Genomic DNA, 16,003 nt, shown 5'->3' with positions numbered 1-16,003 from the left:
CTGGTGCTGATCGCCGTGGCCGCGCCGGTGACGGGCACCCTGATAGGGGTGACGGCGCAGGACTCCCTGCAGCGCTCCGCGCGGGAGCAGCAGCACGAACGCCACCTCGTCACGGCGACCGTGGTGCGAAGACTCGGCGGCGCCCCGGTGGAGACCGACCCCGACACCAGCGCCGTGGGGGACTCCCACAGCCGGGTCCTCGCCGACTGGACGGCACCCGACGGCGGCCACCGGCGCGGACCCGCGTTGGCGAAGCTCAGATCACCGCGTCCGGGCGACCGCTTCGGGCTCTGGACGGACCGGTACGGCCGTGTGACGACACGCCCGCTGGACTCCCCCACCGCGACGACGCACGCCGTACTCGCGGGTCTGGGCGCCGCGTTGCTGACCGCGGGCCTGGTCGAGTGCGGCCGGCGGCTGATCGTGTGGCGCATGGTCCGCCGCCGCTACGCGCGCTGGGACCGGGCCTGGGACCGGGCGGGTCCGGACTGGGGCAAGGCGGGCACCGGCAGCTGACGGCCTTGCGGCTCTGGTCATCCCACCACCCGCGCGCACGCTACGGTGGAGCGGCCGACTCGCATTCGGCACCAAACCCGCGTACTACGAGGTGGGGGCACGGCAACGCCATGGCACAGGGCACGGTCCAGGTGACGCACAGCGGAACTTCGCGGTGGCGTCGCCGCACGGGTGAGTACGCTTCGCTCGCCGCAGCCCTGGAGGCCGCCGCCGACGGCGACGTCCTCACCATCGCTCCCGGCACCTACCGGGAGAACCTGGTCGTGCGGCGGCCGGTGACCCTGCGGGGTCCCGAGGGCGCCCCGGGCTCGGTGCGGATCGCGCCGGCGGACGGTGTCCCGCTGACCGTGCGGGCCTCGGCGGTCGTGCAGGACCTGCATGTGGAGGGCCAGGACGCGGCGGCGCCCGCCCTGCTGGTGGAGGAGGGCACGCCCGAGCTGAGGGACGTGCGGATCGTCACCCGGTCCGCCGCGGGCATCGAGGTGCGGGGCGGGGCGCGCCCGACCGTGCGCCGCTGCACCGTCGACAACCCGGCCGGCATCGGCATCGCCGTACTCGACGGCGCGGGCGGGGTGTTCGAGGAGTGCGAGGTCGTCGCGGCAGGGCAGGCGGGGGTCTCGGTCCACGGCGGCGCCCATCCCCGGCTGGAGCGCTGCCGGGTGCACCACGCCGCCGGCAACGGGCTGACCGCGACCGGGGACAACTCGGCGCTGGAGGCGGTCGGTTGCGAGGTGTACGAGGTCCGGGGCTCCGGGGTGCAGGTCACCGGGCGGGCCACGGCGCATCTCACCGACTGCGATCTGCACCGCACCACGGCCGACGGCGTCACGCTGGACACGGACGCGGTACTCACGCTCGCCGACTGCCGGATCCACGACGTCCCGGAGAACGCGATCGACCTGCGCTCCCGCTCCGTGCTCACGCTGACCCGGACGACGGTCCGTCAGTTCGGCCGCAACGGCCTGTCGGTGTGGGACCCGGGCACCCGGGTCGACGCCAACCAGTGCGAGATCTTCGACAGCACCGGTGACTATCCGGCGGTGTGGGTGAGCGACGGCGCCACCGCGGTGCTCGACGCCTGCCGGGTGCACGACGTGCCGGACGCGCTGTTCGTACTGGACCGCGGCTCACGCGCGGACGTGGTGGACAGCGATCTGTACCAGGTGCGCAACACGGCGGTGTCGGTGAGCGACGGCGCGACCGCGCAGCTCGACGACTGCCGGATCCGGGACGCGGCCACCGGTGCCTGGTTCCGCGACCACGGCAGCGGCGGCAACCTCGGCAACTGCACCCTGGACGGCACCCAGACCGGTGTGATCGTCACCAAGGGCGCCGACCCCACCGTCGAGCGGTGCACGGTCGACTCCCCCGCCGAGGCGGGCTTCTACGTGTCCGCGGGCGGCCGGGGCACCTTCGTGGACTGCCGGGTCGCCGGCAGCGGCGGCTACGGCTTCCACGTGATCGACGGATGCCGCACGACGCTGCGCAAGTGCCGCACGGAGCGGTGCGCGCGCGGTGGTTTCGAGTTCGCGGACGCCGGGCCGGACACGGGCTCCGGGACGGGTCCGGTGGTGGAGGACTGCACCAGCGACGAGAGCGGCGGTCTCCGGCCGCCGGCACCGCGCGAGACGGCCGGGCAGTCGGCGACCCCCTCCTCCGCGGGCCTGCTCGGAGCCATCCCCGGCCAGCGCGTCCTGGACGCGGAACCGGCCGTCGCCGCGGTCGATCCCGAGCAGCCGGTCCGGCCCTCGAAGGCCGTGCTCGGTGAGCTGGACGCGCTGGTGGGCCTGGAGAGCGTCAAGCGGGAGGTCCGCGCGCTGACCGACATGATCGAGGTGGGCCGGCGCCGGCAGCAGGCGGGCCTGAAGGCGGCCTCGGTCAAACGGCACCTGGTCTTCACCGGCTCCCCCGGTACGGGCAAGACGACGGTGGCCCGGCTGTACGGCGAGATCCTCGCCTCCCTCGGCGTGCTGGAGAAGGGCCATCTGGTCGAGGTGTCCCGGGTGGACCTGGTCGGTGAGCACATCGGCTCGACGGCGATCCGCACCCAGGAGGCCTTCCAGCGGGCGCGCGGCGGTGTGCTGTTCATCGACGAGGCGTACGCGCTCTCCCCGGAGGACGCCGGGCGCGACTTCGGCAAGGAGGCCATCGACACGCTGGTGAAGCTGATGGAGGACCACCGGGACGCGGTGGTGGTGATCGTCGCCGGCTACACGGCCGAGATGGAGCGCTTCCTCTCCGTCAACCCCGGTGTGGCCTCCCGGTTCTCACGGACCATCACCTTCGGTGACTACGGCGCCGACGAGCTGCTCAGGATCGTGGAGCAGCAGGCCGACGAGCACGAGTACCGGCTGACTCCGGGCGCGTCCGAGTCGCTGCTGAAGTACTTCACGGCGCTCCCCAAGGGCGCCGCTTTCGGCAACGGCCGTACCGCGCGTCAGACGTTCGAGGCGATGGTGGAACGGCACGCGAGCCGTGTCGCCCAGCTCGCCGACCCCAGCACCGACGACCTGACCCTGCTGTACGGCGAGGACCTGCCCGAACTGCCCTGACCGGAGCATCCGGCCGGGACCGTCACGGTTGCGGGTGTTCGGGGCGCTGGGTGGGCAGGCCGGGTCGCAGGCGGGCCAGGAGGCGGGCCCGTTCGCGGGTGAAGGCCGGGTCGGCCTGGTAGTCGGAGTGGCCGAGGATCGGGGCCGGCAGCGGGTGCTCGGGGGTGCGGCCGTAGGCGAGGGGGTCGCGCAGGGGTTCGTGGTCCACCTCGGGACCGCAGTCGCCGGGGAGGCGGACCGGGCCGCCGATGGGGTCGGTGGGGCGGTGGAGGTTGCGCCAGCAGGCGACGTCCCGGTGCAGTGCGGCCAGCGCGGGCGGGCCGAAGTGGGCCGGGAACCAGCGGCCGTAGAGGCGCTCCAGCGGGGAGCCGTAGGTGAGCAGGGCCACCCGTTTGCGGGCCGACGGGCTGAGCTGCCAGGCGGCGGACGCGGCCAGCACGCTGCCCTGGGAGTGGCCGGACAGCACCAGCCGGCCGCCGGTGCGCGCGGTCCAGGTCGCCATCCGCCAGGTCAGGTCCGGCACCGCGCGCTCGGCGTAGCAGGGCGGGGCGAAGGGGTGGGCGGCGCGCGGCCAGAAGGTGCCGACGTCCCAGAGGATGCCGATGGTGCGCCGGGCGGAGGCGTCCCGGTAGGCGCGCCGGCCCCACGTGACGAACAGCAGGAAACCTATTCCGACCAGCCAGGAACCCAGCGCCTGCGAGGTCTCGGCGGCCGCCTGGACGACGTCGTACGTCCGCCGCGCCGCCCCTTCGGGTGGCTTGCCGGTGGCCAGGGCGCCCGCCAGCGCGGCGGCGCCCAGCAGCAGGGTGGTGGCGCAGAGCACGCCGATGACCAGCGGTGCCCGGTCGGTGAGGGTGGCCATGGCCCGCGCATGGGCGATACGGCGGGTACGGGCGGGGTCCTCGGGCTCGCCGGGGTGCTCGTGCCGTACCCGGTCTCGCTCGGCGCGGGCGAGCCGGGCGGTGCGCCGGGCCAGGTGGGCGGCGAGGAACAGCAGCACCGCCAGCAGCGGCGGGATGACGGAGGCCTGCCAGGTCAGCAGTACCGGCGGCCCGTCGAGGAGGGCACGGGTGCCGTCCAGCCAGTCGGCGACGCGCTGTGCGACGCCGCCGGACATGACACCGCCCAGCGCGCAGGCGAGCAGCGCCACCGCCGGCCCGCCGAGGCCGTGTCCCGCGGCGCGCGGGTCGGGGCGCCGTCGGTAGAGGTCGTGGGCGACGACGGCGAGGGCGACGACGAGGAGTCCCTGGGTCAGCATGAGGGCGCCGAAGGCGGCGTCACCGGGCAGCCGGCCGGCGGACCGCCAGCCGGGCCGGGACCAGCCGGCGTGGACGAGGGTGAGCAGCAGCAGGACGAGAGCGCCGAGCGGCAGGCGGCGGACGAGGTGGCGGTCGAGCCGGTGGTCGGGGCACCGCTCGCTGCGGCCGCGGCGGCAGACGACGGCCACCACGGCCGCCGCACCGCCGAGCAGGGCCGCGGCGAGGAGCCAGCCGAGCAGGTTCAGGGCGGCCGGCCCGCCGGGACGGTGGTCGAAGCGGGCCGTGGACGTGGCGACGGCGGCGGCGACCGTGAGCAGGCCGGCCGCGGTGTGGGCGGCGCGCAGCCTGGCCACCAGGCGGCGCCCGTACCAGAAGCCGGGCCGGGCGAGGGCGCTCGCGTCGGTCTCCGGCTCGGGATCGCGGGACATCGGCTGGTGGGACTCGTAGGCGTTCCAGGTGCGGTGCGAGAGGTACCAGAGCAGGGCGGTCAGCGCGGCCGGGATCAGCGCGGCGAGCGCGAGTCGGCGGCCCGGCTGGGTCCACCAGGCGTCGCCGGCCACGGCAGGAGAGATGAAGCCGAGCCAGGTGTGGCGGCGGGCGCAGTCCGTGACGCCCGCGCACTGCCAGGCGACCAGGTCGAGCGCGACCTCACAGGCGGCGGCCGTGAGCAGCACGGTCAGGGTGAGCGCGGCCAGCCGCACGAGGAGGCCGTAGAGCCGGACGGTGCGCCTGCGGCCGTGGGCGGCGGGGCGCATCCAGTGGGCGAGGTTGACCACCATGAAGGGCAGCAGCAGGAGCCAGAGGGCGCGGGTGCCGTCACCGGAGGTGAGGTTGCACCAGACGTACGCCTCCTGGACCGGTTCGCCGCGGGGTCCGTCCGCGGCCGCCGGTTTCCCGGCGTCGGCGGCGCGCCGGAAGATCGCGGCCGTGTCGTCGCCGGTGATCCGGACGGTGCGGGGGTCGTCGAGCATCTTCTCGGGTGTGGTGCCGCCGACGCCGTGCACCAGGAGTTCCAGCTCGGCACCGGCCGGTGCGGGCCGTAAGCCGGAGCCGTCCGTCTCCGGCCCGGGACTGCGTTCCTGCGCACGTTCCACTGTCAGCACTTCCCCCGTGACGCGTCTGCTGGACACCTGCCCACGCGGGCTTCAGGTTCTCCGTTTCCCGGCCCTTGTACACCTCTCGTCACGGAATCTCCCCGATCCGTGTGACGACGGCCCCGGGTCCCCGGCGCCGGGCCGGGACCAAATGACATGTGCGCGTCGGGAAAGGCGGTGGCGCGACCGCCGCCATCCCGTGAAAAGATGGAACGCCCGTGCACCGGGGACCGCTGGACCCCAAGGTCGGAGCCGGTGCGGCGGGCGGGTCGGACGACGGATCGCGGCGAAGGGACCGGAGCGTACGTGAGTGAGAATCAGAACCTCCTCGCGGAGCAGCGTCGCGCCCTGATCCTGGACGAGGTCCGGCGCCGGGGCGGCGTCCGGGTCAACGAACTGACCCGCAAGCTCGGCGTGTCCGACATGACCGTACGGCGCGATCTGGACGCGCTGGCCCGCCAGGGCATGCTGGAGAAGGTGCACGGCGGCGCGGTCCCGGTGGTCGAGGCGAGCACGCACGAGCCGGGTTTCGAGGCGAAGTCGGCTCTGGAGCTGTCCGCCAAGGAGGACATCGCGCGGTCCGCCGCCCGGCTGGTCACTCCGGGCACGGCGATCGCCCTGTCGGGCGGTACGACGACCTACGCGCTCGCGCAGCACCTGCTGGAGGTGCCCGACCTGACCGTGGTGACGAACTCGGTGCGGGTCGCCGACGTCTTCCACGCGGCGCAGGGCACCTCGGGGCAGCGGCAGGGCGCGGCGACGGTGGTGCTGACCGGCGGGGTGCGCACCCCGTCCGACTCGCTGGTGGGCCCGGTGGCCGACCAGGCGATCGCCGCGCTCCACTTCGATCTGCTCTTCCTCGGCGTGCACGGCATATCGGTGGAGGCCGGACTGTCCACACCGAACCTCGCGGAGGCCGAGACGAACCGCCGGCTGGTGCAGTCGGCGCGCCGGGTCGTGGTGGTGGCCGACCACACCAAGTGGGGGACGGTGGGCCTGAGTTCTTTCGCCGGGCTGGCGCAGGTGGACACGCTGGTCACCGACGCGGGTCTGCCCGCCGAGGCACGCACGGAAATCGCCGAGCATCTGCACCGGCTGGTGGTGGCGGGCGAGACCGAGGACGACGAGGACATCTGACGGGGCGTCGGCCGGCCCTCAGCCCGGCCACACGCCCGTGGCCAGCAGCGACTCGATCGCGGCCGTGTAGGGGACGATGTCCAGGCCCTGCTCCTCGAGCCAGGAGTCGGAGTAGTACTTGTCCAGGTAGCGGTCCCCCGGGTCGCACAGCAAGGTGACGACACTGCCGGTGCGGCCCTCGGCCACCATCTCGGAGACGATCTTCAGCGCGCTCCACAGGCCGGTGCCCGTCGAGCCGCCGGCCTTGCGGCCGATGGTCCGCTCCAGGGCGCGTACGGCGGCCACGCTGGCCGCGTCCGGGACCTTCATCATCCGGTCGATGGCGCCGGGCACGAAGCTCGGCTCCATGCGCGGTCGGCCGATGCCCTCGATCCGGGAGCCGCAGTCACAGGTGACGTCCGGATCGCCGGTGGTCCAGCCCTCGAAGAAGCAGGAGTTGTCCGGGTCGGCGACACAGATACGGGTGTCGTACTGCATGTAGTGCACGTAGCGCGCCAGGGTCGCCGAGGTACCGCCGGTGCCGGCCGTGGCGACGATCCAGGCGGGCTCCGGGAACCGCTCCAACTCCAGCTGACGGAAGATGGATTCGGCGATGTTGTTGTTGCCGCGCCAGTCGGTGGCCCGCTCGGCGTAGGTGAACTGGTCCATGTAGTGGCCGCCGGTCTCCACCGCGAGGCGGGCGGACTCCTCGTACATCTTCCGGGAGTCGTCCACGAAGTGGCACTGCCCGCCGTGGAACTCGATCAGACGGCACTTCTCGGCGCTGGTCGTGCGTGGCATGACCGCGATGAAGGGCACGCCGATCAGCTTGGCGAAGTACGCCTCGGAGACGGCCGTGGAGCCGCTGGACGCCTCGATCACCGGGCGGTCCGGCCGGATCCAGCCATTGCACAGGCCGTAGAGGAACAGGGAGCGGGCGAGCCGGTGCTTGAGACTGCCGGTGGGGTGCGTCGACTCGTCCTTCAGGTACAGGTCGATGCCCCACCGCTCGGGCAGCGGGAAGCGCAGCAGGTGCGTGTCCGCCGAGCGGTTGGCGTCGGCCTGGACCTTGCGGACGGCGTCTTTCAGCCAGCCGCGATAGGCGGCGTCGCTGCGGTCGACGTCGAGGGTGGTGCCGGTCCGGGTCTGTGGGGTGGTGCTCACGGCGGGGCTCCTTACGCTGAGCGGCGACGGCGCCTCGGGCGGCCGGCACTTCGCATCATAGGCACCTTCCACACCACTTCTCACCTGCATAAACGTATCTTTGAGCCGCTCAAAGGGACCCTGGGACACCGCCGCGCGAGGCACCCCGGGGCGCATTGGCGCGAGTGCTCCGGGCGCCCCTCGCGCGCGCCCCCTGCGCACTGGTGCTCCCGACCTCGCCGGGGCAGACTGCACCGGACGGGACGATCGTCCCGGACAGCGGCGCACACTGGATCACGGCACCGCGCCGGCCCGGACCGGTACGACCGGACACGGGCCGGATCCGGACCCACACGGTCCGGCATCGCGGCGAAGGACGCGCACAAGGGGGCGGCAGGACATGGCGGAGCCGGAGTTCACGGCCAAGGGCGTGCGGATCGGCAAACGGCTGCGTTCGCTCACCCGGGCCGGGCAGGTCCGGATCAGCGACGGCCGGGTGGAGTTGCTCACCAGCTACGGCAGCGAGATCGACAGCGCTCCGGTGCAGGCGGTGCGCGCCTCCAGGCCGTGGTTCGCCCCGGAGGACCGGGCGCACGCCGACCTCAACGGGAAGCGGTACTCGCTGACGCTGGGTGAGCACGATCCCGCTCCGGGCGAGCCGGGGCCGCCCGCGGCACGGCGGTTCATCGAAGCGGTGCGCCGCGCGGCCGGGCGCGGCGGCTGACCGGCAACCGACGGTGGCGAGTTGCGGGAGCGCATCCGCTGCGTCACGCTGGTCTCACGTCACTCTGGGTTTACCGGCGATAACGCTGCGAACCAGCCCGCCGGCCCTCACAGCAGGCGGACGTTTGGACGCAAGCACCCTGCTGGATCCGTTTGTTCTCCGTGTTTCCTCCGGTTCCTCCGGACCTCACATCGGGGAGTCGCAGCCGTGATCAGTCACTCAAGCAGGCACTGCACGGTGGAGCTCCAAGCCCTGCCGTCGCGGATCGGCCAGGTCCGCAGAATCGTATCTGCGCAATTGCGCTACTGGCATATGGACCCGTTGATCGACCGGGCCGCGCTCGGTGTGACCGAGCTGCTCAGCAACGTCCACCGGCACGCCCGGCCCGACAAGTCGTGCACCGTCGAGCTGGAACTGCTGGTCGACCGGCTCACGGTCTCGGTGCGCGACCACGATCCGCGCCTTCCCGTGGTCGCCGACGCCGCCGAGGCGCCGGGCCTCGTTCCGCTGACCACCTGCGGACGGGGCCTGGTGATGGTGGCCGCGATGAGCGAGAGCTGGGGGGCGCGCCCCGAGGGCGACGACGGCAAGGTCGTGTGGTTCACCCTGCCCGCGCCGTCCACGGCGGTCCGGCAGCCGGCCCGCTCGCCGCGGCCCGCGGCCGAGCGGCGGCCCGCGCCCCGGCTCACGGAGGCGCGGCCGGCCTCGGTGGCGCCCACGCCGGTCGCCGCGGCTCCCGCCCCTGCCGTGGCGCATGCCTCGGCCGTGGCATCCGCTCCCGCCCGGTCGGCCGTTCCCGGCTGACCGGGCGGTGACGCCACCACGGGTGACGCCACCACGACGTACGGACGGGGCGAGTCGCGACGACCCGCCCGCCCGGGTGCCGTGGCGGGGTGCGACGGGACGCGAAACGGGTTTCCTGTCCCGCCGAGCACCGTCCGCCCGTGGCTTCACGGCGCTCGCGCCGGGTGCGTCGCTCACTTCGCGGCGATCGCACCGAGTGCGTCCCGCCCGGCGGGAAGGCCGACGCCCACACCGTCGTGGGTGCGGGCGGCGGAGCGCACCGCCGTCGTCGGGGTCGTCAGGCCGTCCCGTCCTTGCGGCCGAAGTGCTCCTCCAGGACGGACGTCCGGCGCCAGTACTCGTCCTCGTCGATCTCGCCGGAGGCGAAGCGGCGGCCGAGTACCGCGAGCGGCGCGTCGCCCGCCGGGCGGCCACCGTCCACCGGCCGCCACGGGCCCCTCCCCCGGCGGCCGGTGCGGCGCAGGAAGGTGACGGCACCGATCACGACGGCCGCCCAGATCAGGGGGAAGAAGAGGATCCACGGGCCGGGCCCGCCGTCCCAGTTCGCCAGGGTCTGCATCTCGTTCGTCTCCGTCGTCGTCTCGTGGGTTCGGGTGATGTCACGAGACTCCCTCGGGAGGGGGGTCCGGGTCGTCGTGCGGCCGGCGGCAGTGCGTATACCCCCGCGGGAGTACGCGAGGGAGTCGCCGTACCCGCCGCGCCGGGTGCGGCGGTGGCCCGATCGTGCGGATCCCTGGCCCCCGGACGGGTTCCGGTGCGGGCCGCGGCCCGGAGGATGGGAGGCGGGACCGGAACACACCGCCGGTCCGCGACCCGAGGAGACGAGACGCCGATGGCACTGGAGATGCGCGACCGCTGCGAGCGCTGCGGGACCGCCGGGCTTGCGACGGACGGCCCGGCCCGCATCTGCTCGTACGAGTGCACGTACTGCGTGCCGTGCGGCGAGGCACTGGGGCAGGTCTGCCCCACCTGCGGCGGGGAACTGGCCGCCCGGCCCCGGCGCCGGACGCGCGCGGACGCGTAGGCCCCGTCTCCCACGGCGGCCGGGTCGCCGCCGCCGGGCCGGTGCCCGCGGCTCAGGCCGAGGTGTCCGCGTAGTGGCGGCAGACCGGTTCCAGGTAGTCGACGTGCGGTCCTTCCAGCCCGTCCAGACCGGTGGGCGGGCTGATCAGTTCGATCCGGTCGAACTCGGGCTCACGGCCCTCGCTCGTCTCCGTGCTCACCAGCCGCGCGTACCGCTCACGCAGTTCGTGGCCGGGGCACGGCGGGGCGAGGAACATGACGCCGACACCGCCTCCCGCTCCCCGGGTGGTCAGCCACAGGGTCAGGGCCTCGGCGGGCATGTCGGAGCCGGTCTCCTCGGACAGCTCGCGGGTCGCGTGCCGGCGCAGCCCGTCGACGTCCAGCTCGGCTCCCTCCTCCGGTGGTTCGACGGTCCCGCCGGGAAGCTGCCAGCGGCCCGGCGCCGAGGTCGAGGCGGCCATCCGCCCCACCGTCAGGCGCCCGTCGCCGGACGGCTGCACCACGGAGACGAACAGGGAGGAGCAGACCGGCGCGTCCGGTACCCCGCGCAGCGCGCGGTACCGGTAGGTGGCCCGGGCCCACGACAGCACCAGACCGTCCCGCCCGTCCCGCTCCAGGCCCGTCAGCGCGGCCACCGGACCGTCGAAGAGCGCCGGGTTGGCCCGCACCGCCTCCGCCCACCGGCGGTCCATGGCCGACCGGTGCGCCGGTGACAGTTCGGGCGCGGCGGTCTCGACGAGCCGGATGCGCGGGGCGTCCAGCAGTTCCACCCGGCCGGCCCGTGTCACAGCGCCGCCAGCGGATCGTCCAGCACCGGCTGCCAGGCCAGCTCGGCCGCGCCGACCAGGCTGTTGTGGTCCAGGGTGCAGGCCAGGACGGGGACGCCGCCGCTCTGCCCCCACAGACTGCGGTCGGCGACCACCGCGCGCAGGCGTCCGGGGTCGGCGTCGAGCAGGGTGCGGTGCAGGCCGCCGAGGATGATGCGGTCGGGGTTGAGGATGTTGACCAGGCCGGCCAGGCCCAGTCCGAGGCGGTCGATCAGTGCCTCGGCGGCTGTGCGCACGGCCGGGTCGGTGTACTGGTCGCGCAGCATGTCGTTGGCCTGCTGGAGCAGGGAGACCTCGGGGCCCGGATCGCGGCCCGCCTCGACGAGCAGGGCCAGCGGGTCCGTCTCGACGTCGAGGCAACCGCGGCTGCCGCAGTGGCAGGGGCGGCCCTCCGGGTTGACGGTGAGGTGCCCGACCTCCAGGGCGAGCCCCGAACTCCCGGTGTGCAGACGGCCGTCGAGGACCAGGGCGCCGCCCACGCCCCGGTGCCCGGTGGCCACGCACAGCAGGTCCCGGGCACCCCGGCCGGCGCCGTGCCGGTGCTCGGCGAGCGCGGCGAGGTTGACGTCGTTGGCCGCGAAGGCGGGGCCGGTGATGCCGGCGGCGCGCACGCACTCCGCGAAGATGCGGCGGACCGGTGCGCCCGCCGGCCACGCCAGGTGGAGCGGGTTGAGAGCCAGGCCGTCGGGTTGGGCGACGGCGGAGGGCACGGCGAGTCCGGCCCCCACGCAGCGGCGGCCGGTGGTGCGCAGGAGTTCGGCGCCCGCCTCGACGACCGAGCCGAGTACCTTCGCGGGGTCCGCGTCGACGGTCTCGCAGCCGGGCGCGGTCGCCACGATCCGTCCGCCGAGACCCACCAGTGCGGCCCGGAAACCGTCGGCGTGGACCTGCGCGGCGAGGACCACCGGGCCGTCCTCGGCGACCTCGAGACGGTGCGAGGGGCGCCCCTGGGAACCGGCGGCCGCGCCCGGCCGGGCGTTCACCCGGATCAGCCCGAGCGCCTCCAGTTCGGCCGCCACCGCCCCGGCGGTCGCCCGGGTGACCCCGAGTTCGGCGGTGAGCACGGCCCGGGTCGGCGCCCGTCCGGTGTGCACGAGCTCCAGCGCGGGTCCGAGCGCACCGCGCCCCCGGTCCAGCCGCGCCCTGGAGGTGGTCCCTTCCCCCGCCTTACGGGGGTCCGCCTTGCCGGTCATGAGGGGAGTCTCCCATGATCCGCAGCCGTCGTGGCCTGCTCCGGATCTACAGCCCGCTGACCCGCAGGGTGATGTTCAGCCGCCCGGTCAGCCCCAGTTCCGGCGGCGCCGTTCCCGGGCGCACCCGCGGCACCCCGTGGAAGGCGAGGCGGGACGGCCCGCCGAACACGAACAGGTCGCCGCTGCGCAGCTCGACGTCCGTGTACGGCCGGGTGCGGGTCTCGGTGTTGCCGAACCGGAAGACGCAGGTGTCGCCCAGGCTCAGCGAGACCACCGGCGCGTCCGACCGCTCGTCGCTGTCCCGGTGCATGCCCATGCGGGCGTCGCCGTCGTAGAAGTTGATCAGCGCGATGTCGTAGGGCTCGGCCGGGAGCGCCCGCGGGCCGAGCGCGTCGGTCACGGCGTTCCGGGCCAGTTCGTCCAGCCAGGCCGGGAACGGCTTCACGGGCGCGCCGTCGCCGTCGACGGCGGTGGGGGCGTAGCCGTACGGGTACCAGTGCCGGCCCAGGCAGACCTGCCGGGCGCTCATCGTGCCGCCGCCGGGCGTGCGGACGGTGCGCAGGCCGGCCGGGGGCCGGGCCCACTCGCGGCAGGCGGCCAGCAGCGCGCGCCGGCGCTCGGCGGGCAGCCAGCCGGGGACGTGCACGGCGCCCGGCGCGCCCCGCGCCGGCTCCCTGGCGAACAGTTCGGCATCCGTGCCATCCATGCCTCCCATCCTGCACGACCGGTCGTGAGCTGGGGCTCGGCTAGCCTGGAGCGCGATGAACGACCGTATGACGACGCCATGGGACGAGTTCGAGCTGTCCCGCTTCCCCGAGGATCCCCGCGACCCGCTGCGCGCCTGGGACGCCTCCGACGCGTACCTGCTGCGGCACCTGGCCGAGGAGGGGGTGCCGCTGACGGGCACGGTCGTGGTGGTCGGCGACCGCTGGGGCGCGCTGGTCACGGCGCTCGCCCGGCACCGGCCGACGCAGATCACCGACTCCTTCCTCAGCCAGGAGGCGACGCGGGCGAACCTGGCCCGGGCTGGCGTCGAACCCGGTGCCGTGCGGCTGCTGACCACCCAGGATCCGCCGCCGGACCGGGTGGACGTGCTGCTCGTCCGGGTGCCGAAGAGCCTGGCCCTGCTCGAGGACCAGTTGCTGCGGCTCGCACCCGCCGTGCACGCGGGCACGGTGGTGGTCGGCACCGGGATGGTGAAGGAGATCCACACCTCCACGCTGAGCCTGTTCGAGCGGATCCTCGGGCCGACCCGGACCTCACTGGCCCGGCAGAAGGCCCGGCTGATCCTCTGCTCCCCGGACCCCGCCCTGGAGCGGCCCGCCAACCCGTGGCCGTACGGCTACGACCTTCCCGAGGACGTCGGGGCGGTCTCCGGGCGCCCGGTCGTCAACCACGCGGGGGTCTTCTGCGCCGACCGGCTCGACATCGGCACCCGCTTCTTCCTGCGGCACCTGCCGGCCGGGCCGGGCGCCGGGCGGGTGGCCGATCTCGGCTGCGGCAACGGCGTGGTCGGTACGGCGATGGCGCTGGCCGACCCGGAAGCCGAAGTGCTGTTCGTGGACGAGTCGTTCCAGGCCGTGGCCTCCGCCGAGGCGACGTACAGGGCCAACGGGGTCCCCGGGCACGCGGAGTTCCGGGTCGGGGACGGGCTGGCGGGGGTGGCGGCCGGCAGTGTGGACCTCGTGCTGAACAACCCGCCGTTCCACTCCCACCAGGCGACCACCGACGCGACGGCCTGGCGGATGTTCGCCGGGGCGAAGCGTGCGCTGCGCCCCGGCGGCGAGCTGTGGGTGATCGGCAACCGGCATCTCGGCTACCACGTCAAGCTGAAGCGGCTGTTCGGCAACAGCAGGCTGGTGGCGAGCGACCCGAAGTTCGTGGTGCTGAAGGCGGTCAAGCGGGGCTGACCGCCTGGTCCGCGGGGGGCGCGGTCCGGCCGCGGACCATTACTGCGATGATCCGGGCCACCTCCCGGGCCATCGCGTCCCTGCCGACGTGGAGGTACTTCCGGGAGTCGACGGCCTCCGGGTGGGCGGCCAGGAAGTCCCTGATCGCGCCGGTCATGGCCGCGTTGAGTGCGGTGCCGACGTTGACCTTGGCGATGCCGCCCGCGACGGCGGCCACCAGGCCGTCGTCCGGCACGCCGGAGGAGCCGTGCAGGACCAGGGGTACCGGCAGCGCGGCGGACAGCCGGCCGAGCAGGGCGTGGTCCAGGGCCGCGGTGCGGGTGGTCATGGCGTGGGCGCTGCCGATGGCCACGGCGAGCGCGTCGACCCCGGTGCCGGTGACGAAGTCGCCCGCCTGGGCGGGGTCGGTGCGCGCACCGGGTGCGTGGGCGTCCAGCGGGCCCCGGCCGTCCTTGCCGCCGATCTGCCCCAGCTCGGCCTCGATCCACAGGTGCCGGGAGTGCGCCCAGTCGGCGGCCGCCCGGGTCGCGGCGAGGTTGTCGGCGTAGGGCAGGTGGGCGGCGTCGTACATCACCGAGCCGAACCCGGCGCCGGGCGCCTGGCGCAGCAGTTCGTCGCTTCGGACGTGGTCGAGGTGCAGCGCGACGGGGACGTCGGCGCGTTCGGCGGCGGCGACGGCGGCGCGGGCCAGCGGCAGCAGGCGCCCGTAGCGGAACTTCACGGCGTTCTCGCTGACTTGGAGGATCACGGGGGCGCCGGTGGACTCGGCGCCCGCGATGACGGCCTCGACGTGTTCCAGCGTGATGATGTTGAAGGCGGCGACGGCGGAGCGGGTTCCTGCGGCGCGGGTGACCAGCTCGCCGGTGGTCGCGAGGGGCACGGCTTGTCTCCCTTCCGGGGCGGGGGTCAGGAGGCGAGGATCACCGAGCGGGTGAGGTGGCGCGGACGGTCGGGGTCGAGACCCCGGCGGGCGGCGACGGCGACCGCGAGGCGCTGGACGCGGACCAGTTCGGCGAGCGGGTCGAGCGTGCCCGCGATCCACGCCCCGCCCGTGCCGCGCACCTGTTCGGCGAGGCCGGCCGGTGCCTCGCCGAACATCCAGGTGGCGGTGCCCCCGGTGGTGACGCTGATGGGCCCGTGCCGGTACTCCATCGCCGGGTAGGCCTCGGTCCAGGACAGCGAGGCCTCCCGCATCTTCAGGCCGGCCTCGTGCGCGAGGCCCACGGTCCAGCCGCGGCCCAGGAACGTGAACTGCGTGCTGTCGACCAGGCCTTCGGGCAGCGTGGCCGTCAGGGCCGTGCGGGCGTCGGCGACGACGCCCGCGGTGTGCAGGCCGAGGTGGGCGCGCAGCAGGGTGAACGCGGTGGTGGCGAACCGGGTCTGGACGACGGAGCGTTCGTCGGCGAAGTCCAGCACGACGAGGTCGTCGGCGGCCGACATGACCGGGGTGGCGGGGTCGGCGGTGATCGCCGTCGTCCTGGTGCCGCCCCTCAACCCCGCGAGCAGTGCCAGCACTTCGGTGGTGGTGCCGGAGCGGGTGAGGGCGACGACCCGGTCGTAGGACCGTCCCGGCGGGAACTCGGAGGCGGCGAAGGCGTCCGTCTCCCCCTGCCCGGCGGCCTCGCGCAGGGCGGCCACCGCCTGCGCCATGAAGTACGAGGTCCCGCATCCGACGATCGCCACCCGCTCGCCCGGCGCCGGCAGCGCCCCGCCGTGCCGCCCAGCCTCCTCGGCCGCGCGTATCCAGCACTCGGGCTGGCTGTTCAGCTCGTCCTCGACATGACTCATGCCACACCCTCCCCTTGCTGATTGTTCTTGCAAGATATAGCGGCCTTTCGAGCA

At 74.3% G+C, this 16,003-nt stretch carries 15 protein-coding genes; 7 read left to right on the top strand and 8 right to left on the bottom strand.

All coding sequences use genetic code 11. From position 1 onward, the window contains the following. Together AB0924_RS28935 and AB0924_RS28930 are read left to right on the top strand one after the other, a co-directional pair. On the top strand, positions 1-516 hold a 516-nt coding region (locus AB0924_RS28935), incomplete at its 5' end, for a hypothetical protein (protein ID WP_366912934.1). Positions 517-626: 110 nt separating this feature from the next. After that, the gene (locus tag AB0924_RS28930; RefSeq protein WP_358929238.1) at positions 627-3,068 is read left to right on the top strand and encodes a right-handed parallel beta-helix repeat-containing protein; all 2,442 of its coding nucleotides are present in this window, start codon (positions 627-629) and stop codon (positions 3,066-3,068) included. Positions 3,069-3,090: 22 nt separating this feature from the next. Here the strand turns inward: AB0924_RS28930 and AB0924_RS28925 are convergent, their stop codons facing one another. Further along, complete coding sequence (locus AB0924_RS28925) at positions 3,091-5,421, bottom strand: hypothetical protein (protein ID WP_358929236.1); 2,331 nt, start codon at positions 5,419-5,421, stop codon at positions 3,091-3,093. A 306-nt stretch (positions 5,422-5,727) separates the two neighbouring features. Here AB0924_RS28925 and AB0924_RS28920 point away from each other — a divergent pair, with 306 nt between their 5' ends. Continuing rightward, complete coding sequence (locus tag AB0924_RS28920; RefSeq protein WP_366912933.1) at positions 5,728-6,558, top strand: DeoR/GlpR family DNA-binding transcription regulator; 831 nt, start codon at positions 5,728-5,730, stop codon at positions 6,556-6,558. A gap of 18 nt (positions 6,559-6,576) precedes the next feature. Here AB0924_RS28920 and AB0924_RS28915 read toward each other — a convergent pair whose 3' ends face one another. Next, positions 6,577-7,701: a PLP-dependent cysteine synthase family protein gene (locus AB0924_RS28915; RefSeq protein WP_366912932.1), complete on the bottom strand. Its 1,125-nt coding sequence runs from the start codon at positions 7,699-7,701 to the stop codon at positions 6,577-6,579. Positions 7,702-8,080: 379 nt separating this feature from the next. Here AB0924_RS28915 and AB0924_RS28910 point away from each other — a divergent pair, with 379 nt between their 5' ends. Next, entirely contained in the window at positions 8,081-8,404 is a 324-nt protein-coding gene (locus tag AB0924_RS28910) for a hypothetical protein (protein WP_351660537.1), read from the top strand. Between the two features lie 207 nt (positions 8,405-8,611). After that, the gene (locus AB0924_RS28905; RefSeq protein WP_358929230.1) at positions 8,612-9,208 is read left to right on the top strand and encodes an ATP-binding protein; all 597 of its coding nucleotides are present in this window, start codon (positions 8,612-8,614) and stop codon (positions 9,206-9,208) included. Between the two features lie 277 nt (positions 9,209-9,485). Here AB0924_RS28905 and AB0924_RS28900 read toward each other — a convergent pair whose 3' ends face one another. After that, a complete protein-coding gene (locus tag AB0924_RS28900) occupies positions 9,486-9,767 on the bottom strand; it encodes an SHOCT domain-containing protein (protein WP_358929228.1) in 282 nt (93 codons plus the stop codon). A gap of 273 nt (positions 9,768-10,040) precedes the next feature. On the opposite strand from AB0924_RS28900, the gene AB0924_RS28895 reads away from it, so the two are divergent. After that, positions 10,041-10,232 carry a DUF1272 domain-containing protein gene (locus AB0924_RS28895; RefSeq protein ID WP_358929226.1) on the top strand — a complete coding sequence of 64 codons (192 nt, stop codon included), beginning with the start codon at positions 10,041-10,043 and terminating at the stop codon, positions 10,230-10,232. A gap of 52 nt (positions 10,233-10,284) precedes the next feature. On the opposite strand, the gene AB0924_RS28890 is transcribed toward AB0924_RS28895, so the two are convergent. Genes AB0924_RS28890 through AB0924_RS28880 form a run of 3 tightly spaced genes read right to left on the bottom strand, consistent with a single transcriptional unit; the run spans position 10,285 to position 12,966 of the window. After that, complete coding sequence (locus AB0924_RS28890; protein WP_358929224.1) at positions 10,285-11,019, bottom strand: NUDIX hydrolase; 735 nt, start codon at positions 11,017-11,019, stop codon at positions 10,285-10,287. Further along, positions 11,016-12,251, bottom strand: coding sequence for an ROK family protein (locus AB0924_RS28885; RefSeq protein ID WP_358929222.1), 1,236 nt, complete (start codon positions 12,249-12,251; stop codon positions 11,016-11,018). The genes AB0924_RS28890 and AB0924_RS28885 overlap by 4 nt, the downstream gene beginning before the upstream one ends. Before the next feature lie 46 nt (positions 12,252-12,297). Continuing rightward, the gene (locus tag AB0924_RS28880) at positions 12,298-12,966 is read right to left on the bottom strand and encodes an alpha-ketoglutarate-dependent dioxygenase AlkB (protein WP_366912931.1); all 669 of its coding nucleotides are present in this window, start codon (positions 12,964-12,966) and stop codon (positions 12,298-12,300) included. Positions 12,967-13,024: 58 nt separating this feature from the next. On the opposite strand from AB0924_RS28880, the gene AB0924_RS28875 reads away from it, so the two are divergent. Continuing rightward, positions 13,025-14,161, top strand: a complete 1,137-nt coding sequence (locus AB0924_RS28875) for a methyltransferase (protein WP_366912936.1) — start codon at positions 13,025-13,027, stop codon at positions 14,159-14,161. Here AB0924_RS28875 and AB0924_RS28870 read toward each other — a convergent pair. Together AB0924_RS28870 and AB0924_RS28865 are read right to left on the bottom strand one after the other, a co-directional pair. Beyond that, on the bottom strand, positions 14,148-15,041 hold the full coding sequence (locus tag AB0924_RS28870; protein ID WP_366912930.1) for a class II fructose-bisphosphate aldolase: 894 nt from the start codon (positions 15,039-15,041) through the stop codon (positions 14,148-14,150). The genes AB0924_RS28875 and AB0924_RS28870 overlap by 14 nt on opposite strands. Positions 15,042-15,067: 26 nt before the next feature. Then, positions 15,068-15,949, bottom strand: coding sequence for a sugar isomerase (locus AB0924_RS28865; protein WP_358929215.1), 882 nt, complete (start codon positions 15,947-15,949; stop codon positions 15,068-15,070). Positions 15,950-16,003: the final 54 nt, after the last annotated feature.

Source organism: Streptomyces sp. NPDC047869, from assembly GCF_040704065.1.
Taxonomy (GTDB): domain Bacteria; phylum Actinomycetota; class Actinomycetes; order Streptomycetales; family Streptomycetaceae; genus Streptomyces.
The sequence above is the reverse complement of the archived record's forward strand: the minus strand, read 5'-3'. Positions and strand labels throughout refer to the sequence as shown.